Origin of the sequence: Haloferax larsenii (genome assembly GCF_024730625.1) — an archaeon.
Classification (GTDB): Archaea; Halobacteriota; Halobacteria; order Halobacteriales; family Haloferacaceae; genus Haloferax; species Haloferax larsenii.
On sequence record NZ_CP078063.1, the window covers coordinates 1,199,391 to 1,215,648 of the forward strand.

A 16,258-nucleotide genomic window follows, 5' to 3' on the forward strand; every position below is an offset into this window, starting at 1 on the left:
GTACCGGATTTCCGGAAACTGTGTGCGGACACTCCCGTGGGCGGTCGGTTTCTGACCGAAAAAGAACGACGTGATTTTGCTGAGGACGGTCACAGACCGTCCACAGTGCAAACGCTCTATTCGAACTGCTCGATGAGTTCGGGAACGACTTCGAACAGGTCGCCGACGATACCGTAGTCGGCGATGTCGAAGATTGGCGCGTCGGGGTCGGTGTTGATGGCGACGATGTTTTCGGCGCCCTTCATCCCGGCGACGTGCTGAACCGCGCCGGAGATACCGACGGCGATGTAGAACTTCGGCGTCACGACTTTGCCGGACTGGCCGACCTGCCGGTCCTTCGGGAGCCAGCCGTTGTCGACGATGGGGCGGGAAGACGACAGGGTCGCATCGAGCGCGTCGGCGAGTTCCTGGACGAGTTCGATGTTCTCTTCTTCCTCGATACCGCGGCCGACGGAGACGAGCACGTCCGCATCCGCGATGTCGACGTCGCCGGAGCCGACCTCTTCGAATCCAGTTACACGCGAGCGCACGCGGGAGTCGTCGATTTCGATGTCGAAGGCCTCGACGGCGGGTTCGCCAGCGGTTTCCGCGACGTCCCACTCACCGGGGCGGATGGTGACGGCAGCCGTGCCAGCGTCGACTTCGACGGTCGATTCGACCTTCGAGGCGTACATCTCACGCGTGACGGTGAGGGCACCCTCGTTCTCCAGTCCGACTGCGTCGGTGACGAGCGGGAGGTCGAGTTGCTCGGCGACGGCGGGCGCGTAGTCGAGGCCGTTGACGGTGTTGCCCATCAGGACGTACGTCGGGTCGAGTTCCTCGTACAGCGCCGTGACGGCCTGCACGTAGACGTCGTGGTTGAACTCGTCGCCTTCGGTGACGGTGTGGATGGTGTCGACGCCGTCGAGCGAGAGTTCCTCGGCGAAGGCGTCCACGTCGCCGCCGATGACCGCGAGGTGCAGGTCGCCGCCCGACTGCGAGGCGAGGTCGCTGCCGGCGGTGACGAGTTCGAACGACACGTCGCGGAGTTCGCCGCGGCGGTGCTCGGTGATTGCGAGAACGTCGCTCATTGGGCACCCACCCCCTTCTCGCGGAGGACGGTCGCAAGTTCGGCGGCCTGCTCCCCGGCGTCACCGTCGAAGTAGACGGCGTCGGACTCCGTCTCTGGTTCGTACATGTCGGTCAGTTCGAGGTCGGACTCGACGGCGGACGCGTCGAGACCGAGGTCCGAAAGCGACATCGGCTTGATTTCCTTCGACTGGGCCTGGCGAATCCCACGCAGACTGGCGTATCGGGGTTCGTTGATACCAGTCTGGATGCTGAGAACCGCCGGCAGGTCGACTTCCGTGAGTTCCTCGACACCGCCTTCGAGTTCGCGGCGGACGTTCGCCACGTCGCCTTCGAGGTCGAGGTCGAGGTCGTTGACGACCGCGGCCCACTCGAAGTCGATTGCGGACGCCAGCGAGACACCCGTCGCACCGAAACTGTCGTCGTTCGCCTGCACGCCCGTGAGGACGAAGTCAGGCTCTTCGGCTTCGACGACGGCCGACAGCAGGCGTGTCTTCGCACCCACGTCCAGCAGGTCGACGTCTTCGAGCGCGTCGTCCCACACGCGGATGGCGCGGTCGACGCCTTTCGCGAGAGCCATCCGGATGGTCTCTTCGGACCGCTCCGGGCCGATGGTCACACTGACGACTTCGATGTCGTCGTTCTCCTCGGCGAGTTGGACCGCCTCTTCGACCGCGTACTCGTCCCACTCGTTGAGGTCGTACTCGAGGAACTGTTCCGCGACGTGAAGGCCGTCGAGTTCGAAGTCCTCTTCGACCTCGGCAACCTCCTTGACGGTTACGAGAACTTTCATCAACGTTCACTATTGAAAGGGGGCGAGTAAACGTTTTCGCCCCGTGGCCGAGGTCGCCGCCGTCTTCCGATTATTCTTCGAGGTCGTCCTCGTCCGGGAGGGAAATGAGATTCTCCCGTCCGAGCCGAAGCTTCTCGACGCGACCGTTGTCCGCCATCGCCGATAAGAGTTGCGAGACTTTGGCGTCCGACCACCCCGTCTCCTTGACGATGTTGACCTGCTTCATCCGGCCGCCGTTCTGTTCGAGAAGCAGTTCGACCCGCTCTTCGTCCGACAGGAGTTCGAGGTCGACTTCGTCGTCGCTGCCGTTCCTTTCGTCTTCGTCGGCTGGCTGTTCCGGGACTGGCGACGGCTCGTGCGTTGGCTCGACGGCCCCACTCTGGGGTGGCTCTTCGTCGGACGAAACAGCGACACCATCGCCGTCCGTCGGGCGACGACGGGTGAATGCGACGACCGCGATACCGACGAGTGCGACTGCCGCGAGGCCGCCAATGATGAGGTCCCACGGCAACTGGGTGGGGCCTGGGCCGGCCGTCGGACGGTAGCTCACGCGCAACTCGTCGACGGACTCGAAGGTTCGCGGACCTTCGACGACGACGGAGTTGTTCTCCAGTGGGATGTTCGTACTGTTCACCGCGTATCGCGGCGGTGTCCGTATCGTGAGGTTTTGATTCGAGCGAACTGAAGTGAGCCACAGTTGGTCTCGCCCCGTCGAGAAGGCGTCGCCGAGTCGGAGGCCGTCGTCTGTCTGTTCGAGGAAGTTCGTCCACGTGAACGAAAGGATCAAGACACCGGTCTCGTTCTCGACGAACCCGCGTCTCGTCGTGTTCTCGATCGACATCTGTCGTCCCGTGTGGTCAGACACGTCCGTGCTGATTCTCTCGAAGAGCGCTTCGTCGAATCCGACGTCCGTCTCTCCGCGTTCGAAGTCTCCCGCGAACTGCTCGAATGCCGCCGTATCGTTGTCCGTTTCGAGCGTATACCGCATCTCGATGTGCCACTCGGCGGCACGGTCGTCACGAAGTTCGATGATAATCTCCGTCGTCGGCGTCTGTTCGATTCCCGACTGTTGGGCGAGCACCGCCCGGTCTCCGAGCGCCGCCGCTGTACCACTCTCGTGTGGGGCTGGACCGAGCGACTGGGCTGCCGCGATTGGTGTCGCAACACCAGCGACGAGAGCGAGGAGGGCAACGATGACGGCGGCGCTCCGCATACCTAAAACCGTTTCGTCCGGCGATGAAAACGCTTTCCATCGACGTGACCGTGTTATTCCGTAGTAACGTCGGCTCGTAAGAGGGTCATTTTAGTACCGCCGTCGTGTACCGTCACGGCGATGAAGGCCCTCCCGCTCGTCCTCGCTCTCGTCTTGGTGGCCTCACCAGCTCTCGGTGCGGTCGGCCCGGGTACAGGGGACCTCGCGGACGCGTCCAACGGAACACAGGTTCAGACCTCGTCGAACGAGACGGTTCGCGTCCTCGACATCCCAGACTCGTCGGTCGTCAGGTCGACAGTCGACGCTCAACACGTCGACCTCGGCCCCTCGCTTGACTTCGCCGGACTCAGAGCGGGAAGTCAGATTCAGACGCTGTCCTCTCTCGAACGCATCGAGTCGGCCAGTGACGAGGGTGTGCGACAGCAACTGATTCTCGGCGAAATAAACCAAATCGAGCAGCGAGCTATCGCGCTCCAGAGTGCGCAACAAAACGCCATCGAAGCGTACAACACCGGAAATATCGCTGCTCGGGAGTTGCTCGTCGAACTCGCTCGCATCGACGCCGAGGCACGCGAACTCAACGAACGCCGTATCGAACTCCGCGAGGTCGCGGCACAGACTCCTGACTTCTCTATCGACCCCGGGCGACTCGCTGCCCTCGAACGGGAACTGGATACGTTCACTGGCCCCGTCCGAAAACACGCTGCGTCGGTCCTCACGGGGAACGAGCCATCGACGCGGTTCTTCGTTCGGACGAGTGCGGATGGACTCGTTCTCAGCGTCATCTCGGACGACACCTACATTCGGGAGGCCTACCGAAGCGACCTGCGTGACCGGGACCGGAGCGGTGTCACGCCGACGCAGGCACTCGACAAAGTCGCTGAGAACTACCCGACTATCTGGAACAGCCGGGCGACACAGAACGGCGCCGACGTGGTCGGTGCTGGAAACAGCTATCTCGTTCGCGTCAATCACGGCCGCGGACAGCTCTTCGCCTACGTCGACAGTGGGAGTGCAGAAGTGTTCAAAGAAGCTCAAATCCGCCCGCTCGACACGGTCTCGAACGGGACGGTCGCAACCGAGGTCAAAGACGGGCTCAGACTGTCTGCCAATCGGACCTACCCGGGCGGTCCGCTTCGAATCCAACTGAACGAGACTGAGTCGGGCGACCCGGTCGACGCCAACGTAACGCTCGGACTGGAAGCGAGCCGCGAGAGTACGCTCCTCGGGCGGACCGGTTCGGACGGGGCAATTTGGACTGTCTCACCGGCGAGTCGGTTCACCATTACGGTCATCAGAGGCAACGCCGCGGTCGTCCTCACCGTCTCTCCGACGCCGGTTCCCCAACTGGCGACGAACGAGACCCAGACGAACGAGACGACTCTGACACCGGCGAGCGAGCTGTCGGCGGATAGCTCGGTGACACCGGAACGAACTCCCGCGTAACCACTCTCTTTCGGGTTCTCACCGACCGAACCTTCTTATCGGGTGACGCGGCCACTCCGTCTCGATGCCTCGACAACTTGCTTCCGACACCCGAGGGTCGACCGTTTTGATTGGTGGCGTCCTCATGGTTGGTATCGTCGTCGTCATCGCGGGCGTGGTCGGTGCTGCCGCGTTCGACGTGGCGGAATCGACGCCCACGCCGAATCAACCGACGATGCTTTCGCTGTCGGTCACCGGGAGTGCGTTCGAACTGACGCACGACGCGGGAGCGCCGGTACAAGTTTCGTCGCTTCGGCTCCGGGTTTCGATAAATGGTGAGGAGTTACGTCACCAACCACCGGTGCCGTTCTTCTCGGCGGCGGGGTTCAAGCCGGGGCCGACCGGGCCGTTCAACACGGCATCAGATGGGACGTGGACTGTTGGAGAGACGGCAGGGTTCGAACTCGCAGGGACGAACGCCCCGACAGTGACTTCCGGTGCTCGGGTCGTCGTCCGAGTCTACGAGGAAGACACGCTCGTTGCAGTCGTTCGAGCGACGGCGAGCTAAGTGTGTCGAGGCGGCAGAAAGGGCGCAAGTCGATGAAACGTTTCGCGACGGGGACTTATTCCTCGGGGGCGCGCGCGATGGTGACGATAGCGCGAGGGCTGCCGGGCTGTCGCTGGAGAATGTGGTGTTCGATGTCGACGAACCCCGCCGCTTCGAACATCCGGTCGGCTTCCTCTTCGTCGTAGAAGAGCATGATTGCGTCGGCGAGTTTCTGGAAGAGGCTGTTCTTCGGGTCGTCAGGCCCGACGACGAGAACCTTGTTCCCCGGCTTGACGACGCGCCGGAACTCTTCGAGTGCGGTCACGGGATTCGGCCAGTACTCGATAGACCCGGACGACCAGATGATATCGAAGGAGTTGTCGGCAAACGGCAGCCGTTCGGCGTCGCCGCGGTAGAACCGGACTTGGTCGTTCTTTCCGAACTTCTTCCACGCCTTCTGCATCTGGTGGATACTCTGGTCGAGACCGTGCACGTCGTCCGTATAGCGGAGCAGACCTTCGGTACCGAAGCCGGTCCCGCACCCGACGTCGAGGACGCGGTCACCCTCTTGGATACCGAGTAGTTCGAGCGCCTCGTCGCGCATCTCCTCGTTCCAGATGAACGGGTTCACCTGGTCGTACACCTTCGAGAGGTACTTGTAAAACAGGCGGGCCCGGGCTTTGTTTTCGAGGACTCCCATCGCGCCGGGATTAGGACTCACCGATGATAACGGTGCGGATTCACCGCGCAGCTCCGTGCTTTCGAAGCCCAGACGGTGTCGACTATTCGGTCGTTTCTCAGCACTGTTCCGCAAACACCTTATACAGCGCTTGTGCAACTTCCCTGTGATACGAGTATGCCGAGACAAGAGGTTCTCGAGAAAATAAAATCGGCCGAGCAGGAGGCCGACGACATCATCGAAGAGGCCGAGGCGGAACGCGAAGATCTCGTCGCGGAGGCGCGCCACGAGGCAGACGAGATCCGCTCCGAGGCCGAGCAGGAGGCCGACGAACTCGAATCAGAGCGCTTGGCGGAGGGGCGCAAAGACATCGAGAAGGAGCGTGAACGCATCCTCGAAGAAGGCGAATCGGCGCGGGACGAACTGGTCGCCGACGCGGAAGACCGCATCGACGAGGCGGTCGAGTACGCCGTCGGCAAATTCGAGGAGGCGGTGAATGCTCAGACCTGAGCAGATGAGCAAGGTCTCGGTGACCGGTTCCAAGGGCATCATGTCCGAGGTCATCGAGACTGTCCACGACCTTCGACTGCTCCACGTCACCGAATACGACGGGTCGTGGCAGGAGGAGTTCGGTTTCGACACGGGGACTCCCATCGAGGGAGCGGAGGACGCCTCCGAGAAGCTCGTCACCGTTCGTTCGCTCAAGAGCATTCTCGGCGTCACCGAAGATGACGCCGGTCGCCAGCGCATCGTCCCCGACGACGCGCTCGGTGAACCGCTCGAACAGATTCGCGAGCGCGTCAACGAACTCGACGACCGTCGCTCCGAACTCGAAGGAAAGCTTCGTGAGGTAGACGAGGAGATCGACGCGATGAAGCCGTTCGTCGACCTCGGCCTCGACCTCGACTTGCTCTCGGGATACGACTCCCTGCAAGTCGTCGTTGGACAAGGGAAGGCCGACGAAGTCGAGCGGGCAATCGTCGATGCCGACAGCATCGGCGCCTTCGAAATCTTCTCGGGCGACCGCACGCTCGCTGTCTTTGGTCGCCCCGCCGAGGGCGCTTCCGAGATGGCGATTACGGATGCACTCGTCGGCGTCGAGTTCGCGACGCTCGAAATCCCGGACGCTTCGGGAAGCCCCGAAGATTACATCCGCGATCTCAAACAGCAGAAGCGCGAAATCGAATCCAAGCTCGAAACCGTCGAGTCTGAGCTTCGTGACATCGCGGTCGAAGAAGGTGAATTCCTCCTCGCCGCCGAAGAGCGACTCGCCATCGACGTCCAGAAGACCGAAGCGCCGTTGTCGTTCGCGACGACGGAGAACGCATTCGTCGCCGAGGGCTGGATTCCGACCGAGCGATACAACGAGTTCGCGAAGTCGCTGAAAAATGCGGTCGGCGAACACGTCGAAGTGGAAGAACTCGAACGCGCGGAGTTCTCCCACGATGGTAACGACCACGCACGTGAGCACGTTTCCGAGAGCACCGGAACGCCCGCTGCGACTGACGGTGGGACGGTCACGATGGCGAACGACGAACCGCCGGTCGTCCAGAACAACAACGGAGTTGTCAAACCGTTCGAACTGCTGGTACAAGCAGTCAACCGCCCGAACTACTACGAGTTCGACCCGACACTCATCCTGTTCCTCACGTTCCCGGCGTTCTTCGGGTTCATGATTGGTGACTTCGGCTACGGACTCATCTACACCGCCATCGGGTTCTTCCTCTACGCGAACTTCGACTCGGACGCGTTCAAAAGTATGGGTGGAATGACGATTGCAGCCGGTGTCTTCACGACGATATTCGGCATTCTGTACGGTGAGATATTCGGATTCCACCTCATCACGGAGTACTTCTGGGAAGGTGTGCTCCAGATGTCTCACCCGCCGATTGAGAAGGGTCTGTCGCCCGCAACTTCGGAGTGGGCGCTTGCTTGGCTCACCGTGAGCGTCGTCGTGGGTATCTTCCACCTGAACGTCGGGTACCTCTTCGACTTCGTCGAGAAGCTCCAACTTCACGGCGCGAAAGAGGCAGTCCTCGAAGCTGGGTCGTGGATACTCATGCTGAACGGCCTGTGGATTTGGGTCTTCAGTGACGCACTCGGCGGTGTCCCACCGGAGTTCCTGTTCACGACGTTCGCCAGTGGCGGACTCATCCCGCTCGGCTTCTCGGGCTTCTCGTACACTGTCGGCTGGGGAGGCCTTGGACTCTACCTGTTCGGTGCGCTCCTGCTGGCGTTAGCAGAGCCGGCCGAACTCGCTGAGTTCGCGGCTGTGCTCTCCAACGTCCTGTCGTACACTCGTCTCGGCGCGGTCCTCATCGCGAAGGCGTCGATGGCGTTCGCAGTCAACCTGCTCGTCTTCGGTGTGTACGTTGACGACCACGGTGGCTGGCACTTCGGCCTCGGAGGGATGCCCGACGCCACGGCTGTGGCGGCACTCGGACCGGGTGAAACGCTGAGTTACCACGGATACGAAGTGACCAACGTCCTCTTCGGCGGGATGTTCCACTCGGGCGCTGCTGGCGTCCTCGGTGGACTGCTCGTCCTGGTCGTTGGCCACGTTGTCGTCCTCGCACTCGGTGTCACGAGTGCAGGCCTGCAGGCCGTCCGTCTCGAATACGTCGAGTTCTTCGGCAAGTTCTTCGAGGGCGGTGGCCGCGAGTACGAACCGTTCGGCTACGACCGTCAGTTCACCACCGAAGACTGAGTGAACAGGCGGTACCTTCTTTATCGACCGTACCGATAGCGGCTGCTCTCCCGGAATCACGCACGACAGCCGCCCGAATGCCGTATTTCAGCCGATTATTTTGGGAACCTTTATGAGACGTCTTGCAACACATACGAACGTTCGGAGACGACAATCCGGTACTCAGGAACATACAATGATTGAAGCAATTGAACCCCTCATGACTGCACTGCAGAATGAAACCGCTTCCTCGCCTGCTATCACCGCTGACGCCGCAGCGGCCCTTTCGGTCGGCATCGCCGCTTTCGCAGCCGGATACGCCGAGCGCGGCATCGGTTCCGCTGCGATGGGTGCCATCGCCGAAGACGAGGGTCTCTTCGTCAACGGGCTGATCCTCACGGTTCTTCCCGAAACCCTCGTTATCCTCGCACTGGTCGTTGTCTTCGCGGCCTAAGCACCCCTCCCTTTCCCCATTATGAGTTTGGATAACGTCGTTGAGGATATCCGAGACGAAGCCCGCGCACGCGCAGAGGAAATCAGGCAGAACGGCCAGGAACGAGCGGACGAAATCGTCGCTGAAGCCGAAGCAGACGCCGAAGAAATCCTCGAATCGCGCACGGCCGAAATCGAGCAGCAACTCGAACGAGAGCGAGAACAGTCGCTCTCCAGCGCGAAGCTCGAAGCCAAGCAGGCTCGGCTGAGCGCCCGCCGAGACGTGCTTCAGCGTGTCCGTGAGCAGGTCGAAAGCGAACTCGCCGACCTCGAAGGCGACCGTCGCGAGGAGCTGACCCGTACGCTCCTCGATGCGGCAGCGGTCGAATTCGAAGACGAGGACGAAGTCCACGTCTACGGTCGCGCCGACGACGCCGACATGCTCGAAGACATCCTTGCCGACTACGACAGATACGAAGTGTCTGGTGAGCGCGACTGCCTCGGTGGCGTCGTGGTCGAAGGCACGAATTCGCGCGTTCGGGTGAACAACACCTTCGACTCGGTCCTCGATTCAGTCTGGGAGGACAACCTGAAGGAAGTGAGTGCGCGACTGTTCGACGACCAATGAGCACAGCTGGCGGCTCGAATCCGGAGTACGTCATCGCTCGGGTACGAGCGAGACGAAGCGCCCTCTTCGGGGACGAAGAGTACCGCAAGCTGGTCCGCATGGGCCCGGCCGAAATCGCCCGGTTCATGGAGGAGTCGGAGTACGAGACGGAGATCAACGCGCTGGGAAGCCGATTCTCGGGCGTCGACCTCATCGAGTACGCGCTGAACGCCAACATGGCGAAGCAGTTCAACGACATCCTCGACTGGGCCGGTGGTCGGCTCTACGACCTCATCGCCCGGTACCTTCGAAAGTTCGACGCGTGGAACGTCAAGACGGTCCTGCGTGGAATCTACGCGGGGTCGTCCCGTGAGGAGGTCAAATCCGACCTCATCCGCGCTGGTGAGTTCGACGACCGACTCATCGAGCGACTGCTCGATGCGACCGAAATCGAAGAAGTGGTCGAAATCCTCTCCGGGACGATGTTCGGAGACGGGCTTGAGGCCGCGTTCGAAGATTACGAGGAAGCCGGTGTCCTCGTGCCGTTAGAGAACGCTGTCGACCGCGCGTTCTACGAGCAACTGCTGGAGAACTTGGTCGTCGGTGAGGAAGCAGAACAGTATCGTGAGTTCCTCGAAGCGGAAATCGACTTCCGAAACGCCCGAAACGCACTCCGAATCGCTCGCAGTGGTGCCGACCTCGATCCTGCAGATTATTTCATCGAAGGTGGCACGCTGTTCCGAGCGTCGGAGATTACGGCGTTAGCGACCAGTACCAGCGAACTGGTCTCGAAGATTTCGGACAGTCAGTACGGTGACCGCCTCTCTGGTGCCATCTCGGACCTCGAGGCGGCAGACAGCCTCATTAGTTTCGAGCGCGCCCTCGATTCGGCGCTGCTCGAGTACGCTGACACGCTCGGCTACGTGTTCCCACTGTCTGTCACGCCGGTCATCTCGTACATTCTCGCCAAGGAACGCGAAGTCGACAACATTCGGGCGATTGCCCGCGGCCGCGAGGCCGGGCTTGGTCCCGACGAAATCGAGGAGGAACTGGTCATCCAATGAGCCAGGAAATCGCAGTTATCGGCAGTCCCGACTTCACGACGGGCTTTCGACTTGCGGGCGTCCGCAAGTTCGAGAACGTCCCGGACGAAGACAAGGACGAAGCACTCGACGAGGCCGTGACGCAGACGCTCGAGGACGAGGATGTCGGCATCATCGTGATGCACGAAGACGACCTCGACTACCTCTCGCGTAACGCCCGCAAGTCGGTCGAGCAGAGTATCGAGCCAACGCTCGTGACGCTCGGCGGTTCCGGCGGCGCAAGCGGCCTCCGCGACCAGATCAAGAGAGCTATCGGTATCGATCTGATGGACGAATAACAAACATGAGTCAGGCAACACAAGATTCCGTTCGCGAGGACGGCATCATCGCAAGCGTGAGTGGTCCGGTCGTGACCGCCCGTGACCTTGACGCCCGTATGAACGACGTTGTGTACGTCGGCGACGAAGGGCTGATGGGCGAGGTTATCGAAATCGAGGGCGACCTCACGACCATTCAGGTGTACGAGGAGACTTCGGGCGTCGGTCCCGGCGAACCCGTCGAGAACACGGGCGAGCCGCTGACCGTCGACCTCGGTCCCGGCATGCTGGACGCCATCTACGACGGTGTCCAGCGTCCGCTGGACGTGCTCGAGTCCAAGATGGGCTCGCCGTACCTCGACCGCGGTGTCGACGCACCCGGTATCGACCTGGAGAAGAAATGGGAGTTCGAACCGACGGTCTCCGAAGGCGACGAAGTCGCCCCCGGTGACGTCGTCGGTACGGTTCCCGAAACCGTGACCATCGAACACAAGGTCATGGTCCCGCCGGACTTCGAAGGTGGCGAAGTCGTCGCCGCCAACGAAGGCGAGTTCTCCGTCACCGAGGCGGTCGTCGAACTCGACAACGGCGAAGAAGTGACGATGCATCAGGAGTGGCCGGTTCGGAAGGCGCGTCCCGCGGCAGAGAAGAAGACGCCCCGCGAACCGCTCGTCTCCGGGCAGCGTATCCTCGACGGTCTGTTCCCCATCGCGAAGGGTGGGACGGCCGCGATTCCGGGTCCGTTCGGGTCCGGAAAGACGGTTACGCAGCACCAGCTCGCCAAGTGGGCTGACGCGGACATCGTCGTCTACGTCGGCTGTGGTGAGCGCGGTAACGAGATGACCGAAGTCATCGAGGACTTCCCGGAACTCGACGACCCGAAGACCGGGAACCCGCTCATGGCGCGGACGTCGCTCATCGCGAACACGTCCAACATGCCCGTGGCGGCCCGCGAGTCCTGTATCTACACCGGTATCACCATCGCGGAGTACTACCGCGACATGGGGTACGACGTGGCACTCATGGCCGACTCCACCTCGCGGTGGGCAGAGGCCATGCGCGAGATTTCCTCGCGTCTCGAAGAGATGCCCGGCGAAGAGGGGTACCCCGCGTACCTCGCCGCGCGTCTCTCCGAGTTCTACGAGCGCGCAGGGTACTTCACGACCGTCAACGGCAACGAGGGTTCGGTCTCCGTCATCGGCGCAGTTTCGCCGCCGGGCGGCGACTTCTCCGAGCCGGTCACGCAGAACACTCTGCGTATCGTGAAGACCTTCTGGGCACTCGACGCCGACCTCGCAGAGCGTCGTCACTTCCCGGCAATCAACTGGAACGAGTCCTACTCGCTCTACCAGGACCAGCTCGACCCGTGGTTCGTCGAGAACGTCGAGGACGACTGGCCCGAAGAGCGACAGTGGGCGGTCGACGTGCTCGACGAAGAGAACGAGCTTCAGGAAATCGTTCAGCTCGTCGGTAAGGACGCCCTGCCGGAGGACCAGCAGCTGACCCTCGAAGTCGCTCGCTATCTCCGCGAGGCGTACCTGCAGCAGAACGCGTTCCACCCGACGGACACGTACTGTGAGCCAGAGAAGACCTACGGTATCCTCACCGCCATCCACACGTTCAACGACGAGGCGTTCAAGGCGCTCGAAGCCGGCGTCCCCGTCGAAGAAATCCAGGCCATCGAAGCGGTTCCCCGTCTGAACCGTATCGGTGTGCAGGAAGACTGGGAGGCGTACATCGAGGACCTCAAGGCAGAGATCACCGAGCAACTCCGCGAGCTGTACTGAGATCATGAAGGAATACCAGACTATCACCGAAATCAGCGGCCCGCTGGTGTTCGCCGAGGTTGACGAGCCGATCGGTTACGACGAAATCGTCGAAATCGAGACGCCGCAAGGCGAGACCAAGCGTGGACAGGTCCTCGAATCGAGTGAGGGCCTCGTCGCGATTCAGGTGTTCGAAGGAACCACCGGTATCGACCGAAACGCGTCCGTCAAGTTCCTCGGCGAGACGCTCAAGATGCCCGTGACCGAGGACCTCCTCGGTCGCGTGCTCGACGGGTCCGGCCAGCCTATCGACGGCGGCCCGGAAATCGTCCCCGACGAGCGCCGTGACATCGTCGGCGCAGCAATCAACCCCTACTCCCGCGAGTACCCCGAGGAGTTCATCCAGACTGGCGTCTCCGCCATCGACGGCATGAACACCCTCGTCCGTGGTCAGAAGCTCCCCATCTTCTCCGCGTCGGGACTTCCCCACAACGACCTCGCACTGCAGGTCGCCCGTCAGGCGACCGTGCTCGAAGAGGAAGGCGACGAAGACTCCGAGTTCGCTGTGGTCTTCGGCGCGATGGGTATCACGCAGGAAGAGGCCAACGAGTTCATGGAGGACTTCGAGCGCACGGGTGCACTCGAGCGCTCCGTCGTCTTCACGAACCTCGCGGACGACCCCGCAGTCGAGCGGACGGTCACGCCGCGTCTCGCCCTCACCACGGCCGAGTACCTCGCGTTCGACAAGGACTACCACGTCCTCGTCATCCTGACCGACATGACCAACTACTGTGAGGCGCTCCGCGAAATCGGTGCGGCTCGCGAAGAGGTCCCCGGTCGCCGTGGCTACCCGGGTTACATGTACACTGACCTTGCGCAGCTCTACGAGCGCGCAGGTCGTATCGAGGGTCGCGAAGGGTCTGTCACCCAGATTCCCATCCTCACGATGCCGGGTGACGACGACACGCACCCGATTCCGGACCTGACCGGCTACATTACGGAAGGTCAGATCTACATCGACCGCGACCTCAACTCGCAGGGTATCCGCCCGCCGATCAATCCGCTTCCGTCCCTCTCGCGTCTGATGGACGACGGTATCGGTGAGGGACTCACCCGCGAAGACCACGCCGACGTGTCCGACCAGATGTACGCGGCGTACGCAGAGGGTGAAGACCTCCGCGACCTCGTGAACATTGTCGGTCGCGAGGCGCTGTCCGAGCGTGACAACAAGTACCTCGACTTCGCAGAGCGCTTCGAAGAGGAGTTCGTCGACCAGGGCTTCGACACGAACCGCACCATCGACGACACGCTCGACATCGGGTGGGACCTCCTCTCGATGCTGCCGAAGTCCGAGCTCAACCGTATCGACGAAGAGCTTATCGAGGACTACTACCGCGACGAAGCCGAGACCGTCGAAGCGGACGCCTAACTCGGCGACTTCGATTCTTTCTTCGGACGCGATTTCCTTCCGAGAGCGGTCGCTTTCGTCCGCGCTCCCGTGAGTACGCTGTCGAACCGTCCGAGAGCGAGGTTCCTTGTGCTACCAGCGTGTGTATGAGGTATGTCAATTGCTTCGCCGCAGGCGCGTGTCTTCTCTGTCGTCGGCGACGACATCCGAGCACGAGTCGAACGCGAACTCTCGTCGTTCGACGTCGAAGCCGTCGACTCGGCCGACGCTGTCGAGCGACGACTCGCCGAAGACTCTGCGGACTGCATCGTCATCGACACGGACTCACCAGCAACCGTGACAGCCATCAGCGAGACTGGCGTTCCGGTCGTCGTACTGGTCTCTCCGGACGCCGACCTCTCGCCGGGTGACGCACTCGATGCCGGTGCGGAAGACGTCGTTCCCGTCGTCGAGTCTAACCTCTTCGACCGACTCGGTGCCCGCGTCGCCAGCGTCGTGTCGTGGCACGACCGTCACGAGGAGGCGACAGACCGGATTACCGAAGACCTGAAAGAACGGGCGATGGACGAAGCGCCCGTCGGAATCACTATCTCGGACGGCTCGCTCCCCGACCACCCGCTCGTCTACGCCAACGACGCGTTCGAGTCGATGACGGGGTACACCATCGAAGAGGCGCTGGGTCGAAACTGCCGATATCTGCAGGGTGACAAGACGAACCAAGAGCGCGTCGCCGAACTTCGCCGCGCAATCGATGCCGAGGAGTCGGCGTCGGTCGAACTGCTGAACTACCGGCGAGACGGCTCGACCTTCTGGAATCGCGTCGATATCGCGCCGCTTCCCGGTCCCGATGGCTCCGTGACCCACTACGTCGGTTTCCAGACGGACATCACAGAGCGCGTCCGCGCCGAGCAGGCCGCAGAGCGGTACGCCGCCCGCGTCGAAGAAGAACGCGCCCGACTCCAGAATCTCGTCGACCACATCGAAGGGCTGCTCGAAGATGTCACGGGCGCGCTCGTCCGCGCGGAGACGCGCGCGGAACTCGAAACGACAGTGTGTGAGAAAATCGCCGCATCGCCGTCGTTCGAGGGCGCGTGGATTGGCGACGTCGACCTCTCACCGAAGGAAATCGTGCCGAACGAGTGGGCCGGAGCCGAATCGGCCACGCTGTCGGAACTCCGAATCGACCGCGACGACGACACCGACCCGACCGCGCTCGCCGCCACGACCGGGGAGGTACGGTCACAGACGGCTTCGGATGGCCGCCTCCACACCGACGTGTCGCTGCCATTTACGAACGTTATCGCCGTCCCGCTCGTCCACCGTGATACGATGTACGGTGTGTTGAGCGTGTACGCGACAGCGGCCGTCGACGAGTACGTGCAGGCCGTCTTCGGGACGCTCGGCAGAGCAGTTGGGGCCGCCATCGACGCGTTCGAGAGCCGACGGACGCTCATGTCCAACGAGGTTCTCGAACTCGAACTCGAAATCACGGACTCGACACAGCCCCTCGCCACGCTCGCCACCTCGTGGGGATGTCGGCTCGAATACGAAGGGTCGGTTCCGCACGATGACGGGACGGTGAGCCTCTTCGTCTCGACGACGCCCCCGACCGCCGGCGAGGATATCGACACCGAAGAAACGTCCGAATTCGGTGCTGAGGGTATCGTACGCGTCTCGCAACTCCCGCGGGGAGACGACGCCGGACTGTACGAAATCATTCTCGCATCAGATTCGCTTTTACACCTCGTCGCCGACGCGAGCGGCCGGATATCAGACCTCGAAGTCGACACCGACGGGACCCGACTGACCGTCGTAGTCCCGGACCGCGCACTCGGTCGGTCGCTTCTCGACGACCTGAAAACGGTCGCACGGGGTGTCGAGCTCCGTGCCGTCAGGGACCGTGCGGTCCCGCCGCAGACCCAGCGAGAGTTTGCCGCGAGCGTCGGTGCAGAACTCACCGACAGACAGCGAACTGCGCTCCAACTGGCGTACCTCGGCGGCTTCTTCGAGTGGCCCCACGGGGTGAAAGGCGACGAACTCGCCGAGGCGATGGGTGTCTCCCGACCGACGTACCACCAGCATCTCCGTGCGGCCGAGCGAAAGCTGGTCACTCGGTTTTTCGAGAGCGAGGTTCTGTAGGCGACTTCCCCCGCCCCGTCCTGTCCCGCCTCGACTCCGGGGAGAACGTGTTGGCCGGCTACCACGTCGTCGCGGCTCCCCCTGCCGCCTGCCCTGTTTTCGCCCCGGACAGCGGGCCAGACAGTAAAAGATTAA

At 62.2% G+C, this 16,258-nt stretch carries 15 protein-coding genes; 11 read left to right on the forward strand and 4 right to left on the reverse strand.

Translation table 11 applies throughout. From position 1 onward, the window contains the following. Positions 1–116: 116 nt before the first annotated feature. The 3 genes from KU306_RS06245 to KU306_RS06255 form a co-directional block, all read right to left on the reverse strand. Positions 117–1,070 carry an electron transfer flavoprotein subunit alpha/FixB family protein gene (locus KU306_RS06245; RefSeq protein ID WP_258303196.1) on the reverse strand — a complete coding sequence of 318 codons (954 nt, stop codon included), beginning with the start codon at positions 1,068–1,070 and terminating at the stop codon, positions 117–119. Next, positions 1,067–1,861 (reverse strand): electron transfer flavoprotein subunit beta/FixA family protein, encoded by a 795-nt coding sequence (locus tag KU306_RS06250; protein ID WP_007544452.1) that lies wholly within the window; start codon positions 1,859–1,861, stop codon positions 1,067–1,069. The genes KU306_RS06245 and KU306_RS06250 overlap by 4 nt, the downstream gene beginning before the upstream one ends. A 70-nt stretch (positions 1,862–1,931) precedes the next feature. Beyond that, positions 1,932–3,074: a helix-turn-helix transcriptional regulator gene (locus tag KU306_RS06255; protein WP_258303197.1), complete on the reverse strand. Its 1,143-nt coding sequence runs from the start codon at positions 3,072–3,074 to the stop codon at positions 1,932–1,934. 120 nt (positions 3,075–3,194) lie between these two features. Between KU306_RS06255 and KU306_RS06260 the strand changes: the two genes are divergently transcribed. After that, positions 3,195–4,520 carry a DUF7094 domain-containing protein gene (locus tag KU306_RS06260; RefSeq protein WP_258303198.1) on the forward strand — a complete coding sequence of 442 codons (1,326 nt, stop codon included), beginning with the start codon at positions 3,195–3,197 and terminating at the stop codon, positions 4,518–4,520. A 64-nt stretch (positions 4,521–4,584) separates the two neighbouring features. Further along, positions 4,585–5,067 (forward strand): type IV pilin domain-containing protein, encoded by a 483-nt coding sequence (locus KU306_RS06265; protein ID WP_258303199.1) that lies wholly within the window; start codon positions 4,585–4,587, stop codon positions 5,065–5,067. Between the two features lie 55 nt (positions 5,068–5,122). Here the strand turns inward: KU306_RS06265 and KU306_RS06270 are convergent, their stop codons facing one another. Beyond that, positions 5,123–5,746 carry a methyltransferase domain-containing protein gene (locus tag KU306_RS06270; RefSeq protein WP_007544459.1) on the reverse strand — a complete coding sequence of 208 codons (624 nt, stop codon included), beginning with the start codon at positions 5,744–5,746 and terminating at the stop codon, positions 5,123–5,125. A gap of 156 nt (positions 5,747–5,902) precedes the next feature. On the opposite strand from KU306_RS06270, the gene ahaH reads away from it, so the two are divergent. From ahaH to KU306_RS06315, 9 genes are all read left to right on the forward strand, one after another. Further along, positions 5,903–6,235: an ATP synthase archaeal subunit H gene (ahaH, locus tag KU306_RS06275; protein WP_007544461.1), complete on the forward strand. Its 333-nt coding sequence runs from the start codon at positions 5,903–5,905 to the stop codon at positions 6,233–6,235. Then, positions 6,222–8,432, forward strand: a complete 2,211-nt coding sequence (locus KU306_RS06280) for a V-type ATP synthase subunit I (protein WP_258303200.1) — start codon at positions 6,222–6,224, stop codon at positions 8,430–8,432. The genes ahaH and KU306_RS06280 overlap by 14 nt, the downstream gene beginning before the upstream one ends. A gap of 175 nt (positions 8,433–8,607) precedes the next feature. Continuing rightward, complete coding sequence (locus KU306_RS06285; RefSeq protein ID WP_074792737.1) at positions 8,608–8,865, forward strand: F0F1 ATP synthase subunit C; 258 nt, start codon at positions 8,608–8,610, stop codon at positions 8,863–8,865. Positions 8,866–8,886: 21 nt separating this feature from the next. Next, the gene (locus KU306_RS06290) at positions 8,887–9,471 is read left to right on the forward strand and encodes a V-type ATP synthase subunit E (protein ID WP_007544466.1); all 585 of its coding nucleotides are present in this window, start codon (positions 8,887–8,889) and stop codon (positions 9,469–9,471) included. Further along, entirely contained in the window at positions 9,468–10,514 is a 1,047-nt protein-coding gene (locus tag KU306_RS06295; RefSeq protein WP_007544468.1) for a V-type ATP synthase subunit C, read from the forward strand. The genes KU306_RS06290 and KU306_RS06295 overlap by 4 nt, the downstream gene beginning before the upstream one ends. After that, the gene (locus tag KU306_RS06300; protein WP_007544470.1) at positions 10,511–10,831 is read left to right on the forward strand and encodes a V-type ATP synthase subunit F; all 321 of its coding nucleotides are present in this window, start codon (positions 10,511–10,513) and stop codon (positions 10,829–10,831) included. Before KU306_RS06295 ends, KU306_RS06300 begins: the two co-directional genes overlap by 4 nt. 5 nt (positions 10,832–10,836) lie before the next feature. Then, positions 10,837–12,597, forward strand: a complete 1,761-nt coding sequence (locus KU306_RS06305; RefSeq protein WP_007544471.1) for an ATP synthase subunit A — start codon at positions 10,837–10,839, stop codon at positions 12,595–12,597. 4 nt (positions 12,598–12,601) lie between these two features. Continuing rightward, on the forward strand, positions 12,602–14,005 hold the full coding sequence (locus tag KU306_RS06310) for an ATP synthase subunit B (protein WP_007544472.1): 1,404 nt from the start codon (positions 12,602–12,604) through the stop codon (positions 14,003–14,005). Between the two features lie 132 nt (positions 14,006–14,137). Then, complete coding sequence (locus KU306_RS06315) at positions 14,138–16,123, forward strand: bacterio-opsin activator domain-containing protein (protein WP_258303201.1); 1,986 nt, start codon at positions 14,138–14,140, stop codon at positions 16,121–16,123. The last annotated feature ends 135 nt before the right edge of the window (positions 16,124–16,258 follow it).

Excerpts from the sequence above, each read along its gene's own strand:
- KU306_RS06300 (WP_007544470.1), top strand. The coding sequence starts at position 10,511 with ATGAGCCAGGAAATCGCAGTTATCGGCAGTCCCGACTTCACGACGGGC.
- KU306_RS06280 (WP_258303200.1), top strand. The coding sequence starts at position 6,222 with ATGCTCAGACCTGAGCAGATGAGCAAGGTCTCGGTGACCGGTTCCAAG.
- KU306_RS06260 (WP_258303198.1), top strand. The coding sequence starts at position 3,195 with ATGAAGGCCCTCCCGCTCGTCCTCGCTCTCGTCTTGGTGGCCTCACCA.
- KU306_RS06285 (WP_074792737.1), top strand. The coding sequence starts at position 8,608 with ATGATTGAAGCAATTGAACCCCTCATGACTGCACTGCAGAATGAAACC.
- KU306_RS06255 (WP_258303197.1), bottom strand. The coding sequence starts at position 3,074 with ATGCGGAGCGCCGCCGTCATCGTTGCCCTCCTCGCTCTCGTCGCTGGT.
- KU306_RS06270 (WP_007544459.1), bottom strand. The coding sequence starts at position 5,746 with ATGGGAGTCCTCGAAAACAAAGCCCGGGCCCGCCTGTTTTACAAGTAC.
- KU306_RS06315 (WP_258303201.1), top strand. The coding sequence starts at position 14,138 with ATGTCAATTGCTTCGCCGCAGGCGCGTGTCTTCTCTGTCGTCGGCGAC.
- KU306_RS06245 (WP_258303196.1), bottom strand. The coding sequence starts at position 1,070 with ATGAGCGACGTTCTCGCAATCACCGAGCACCGCCGCGGCGAACTCCGC.
- KU306_RS06290 (WP_007544466.1), top strand. The coding sequence starts at position 8,887 with ATGAGTTTGGATAACGTCGTTGAGGATATCCGAGACGAAGCCCGCGCA.
- KU306_RS06295 (WP_007544468.1), top strand. The coding sequence starts at position 9,468 with ATGAGCACAGCTGGCGGCTCGAATCCGGAGTACGTCATCGCTCGGGTA.
- KU306_RS06250 (WP_007544452.1), bottom strand. The coding sequence starts at position 1,861 with ATGAAAGTTCTCGTAACCGTCAAGGAGGTTGCCGAGGTCGAAGAGGAC.
- ahaH (WP_007544461.1), top strand. The coding sequence starts at position 5,903 with ATGCCGAGACAAGAGGTTCTCGAGAAAATAAAATCGGCCGAGCAGGAG.
- KU306_RS06310 (WP_007544472.1), top strand. The coding sequence starts at position 12,602 with ATGAAGGAATACCAGACTATCACCGAAATCAGCGGCCCGCTGGTGTTC.
- KU306_RS06305 (WP_007544471.1), top strand. The coding sequence starts at position 10,837 with ATGAGTCAGGCAACACAAGATTCCGTTCGCGAGGACGGCATCATCGCA.
- KU306_RS06265 (WP_258303199.1), top strand. The coding sequence starts at position 4,585 with ATGCCTCGACAACTTGCTTCCGACACCCGAGGGTCGACCGTTTTGATT.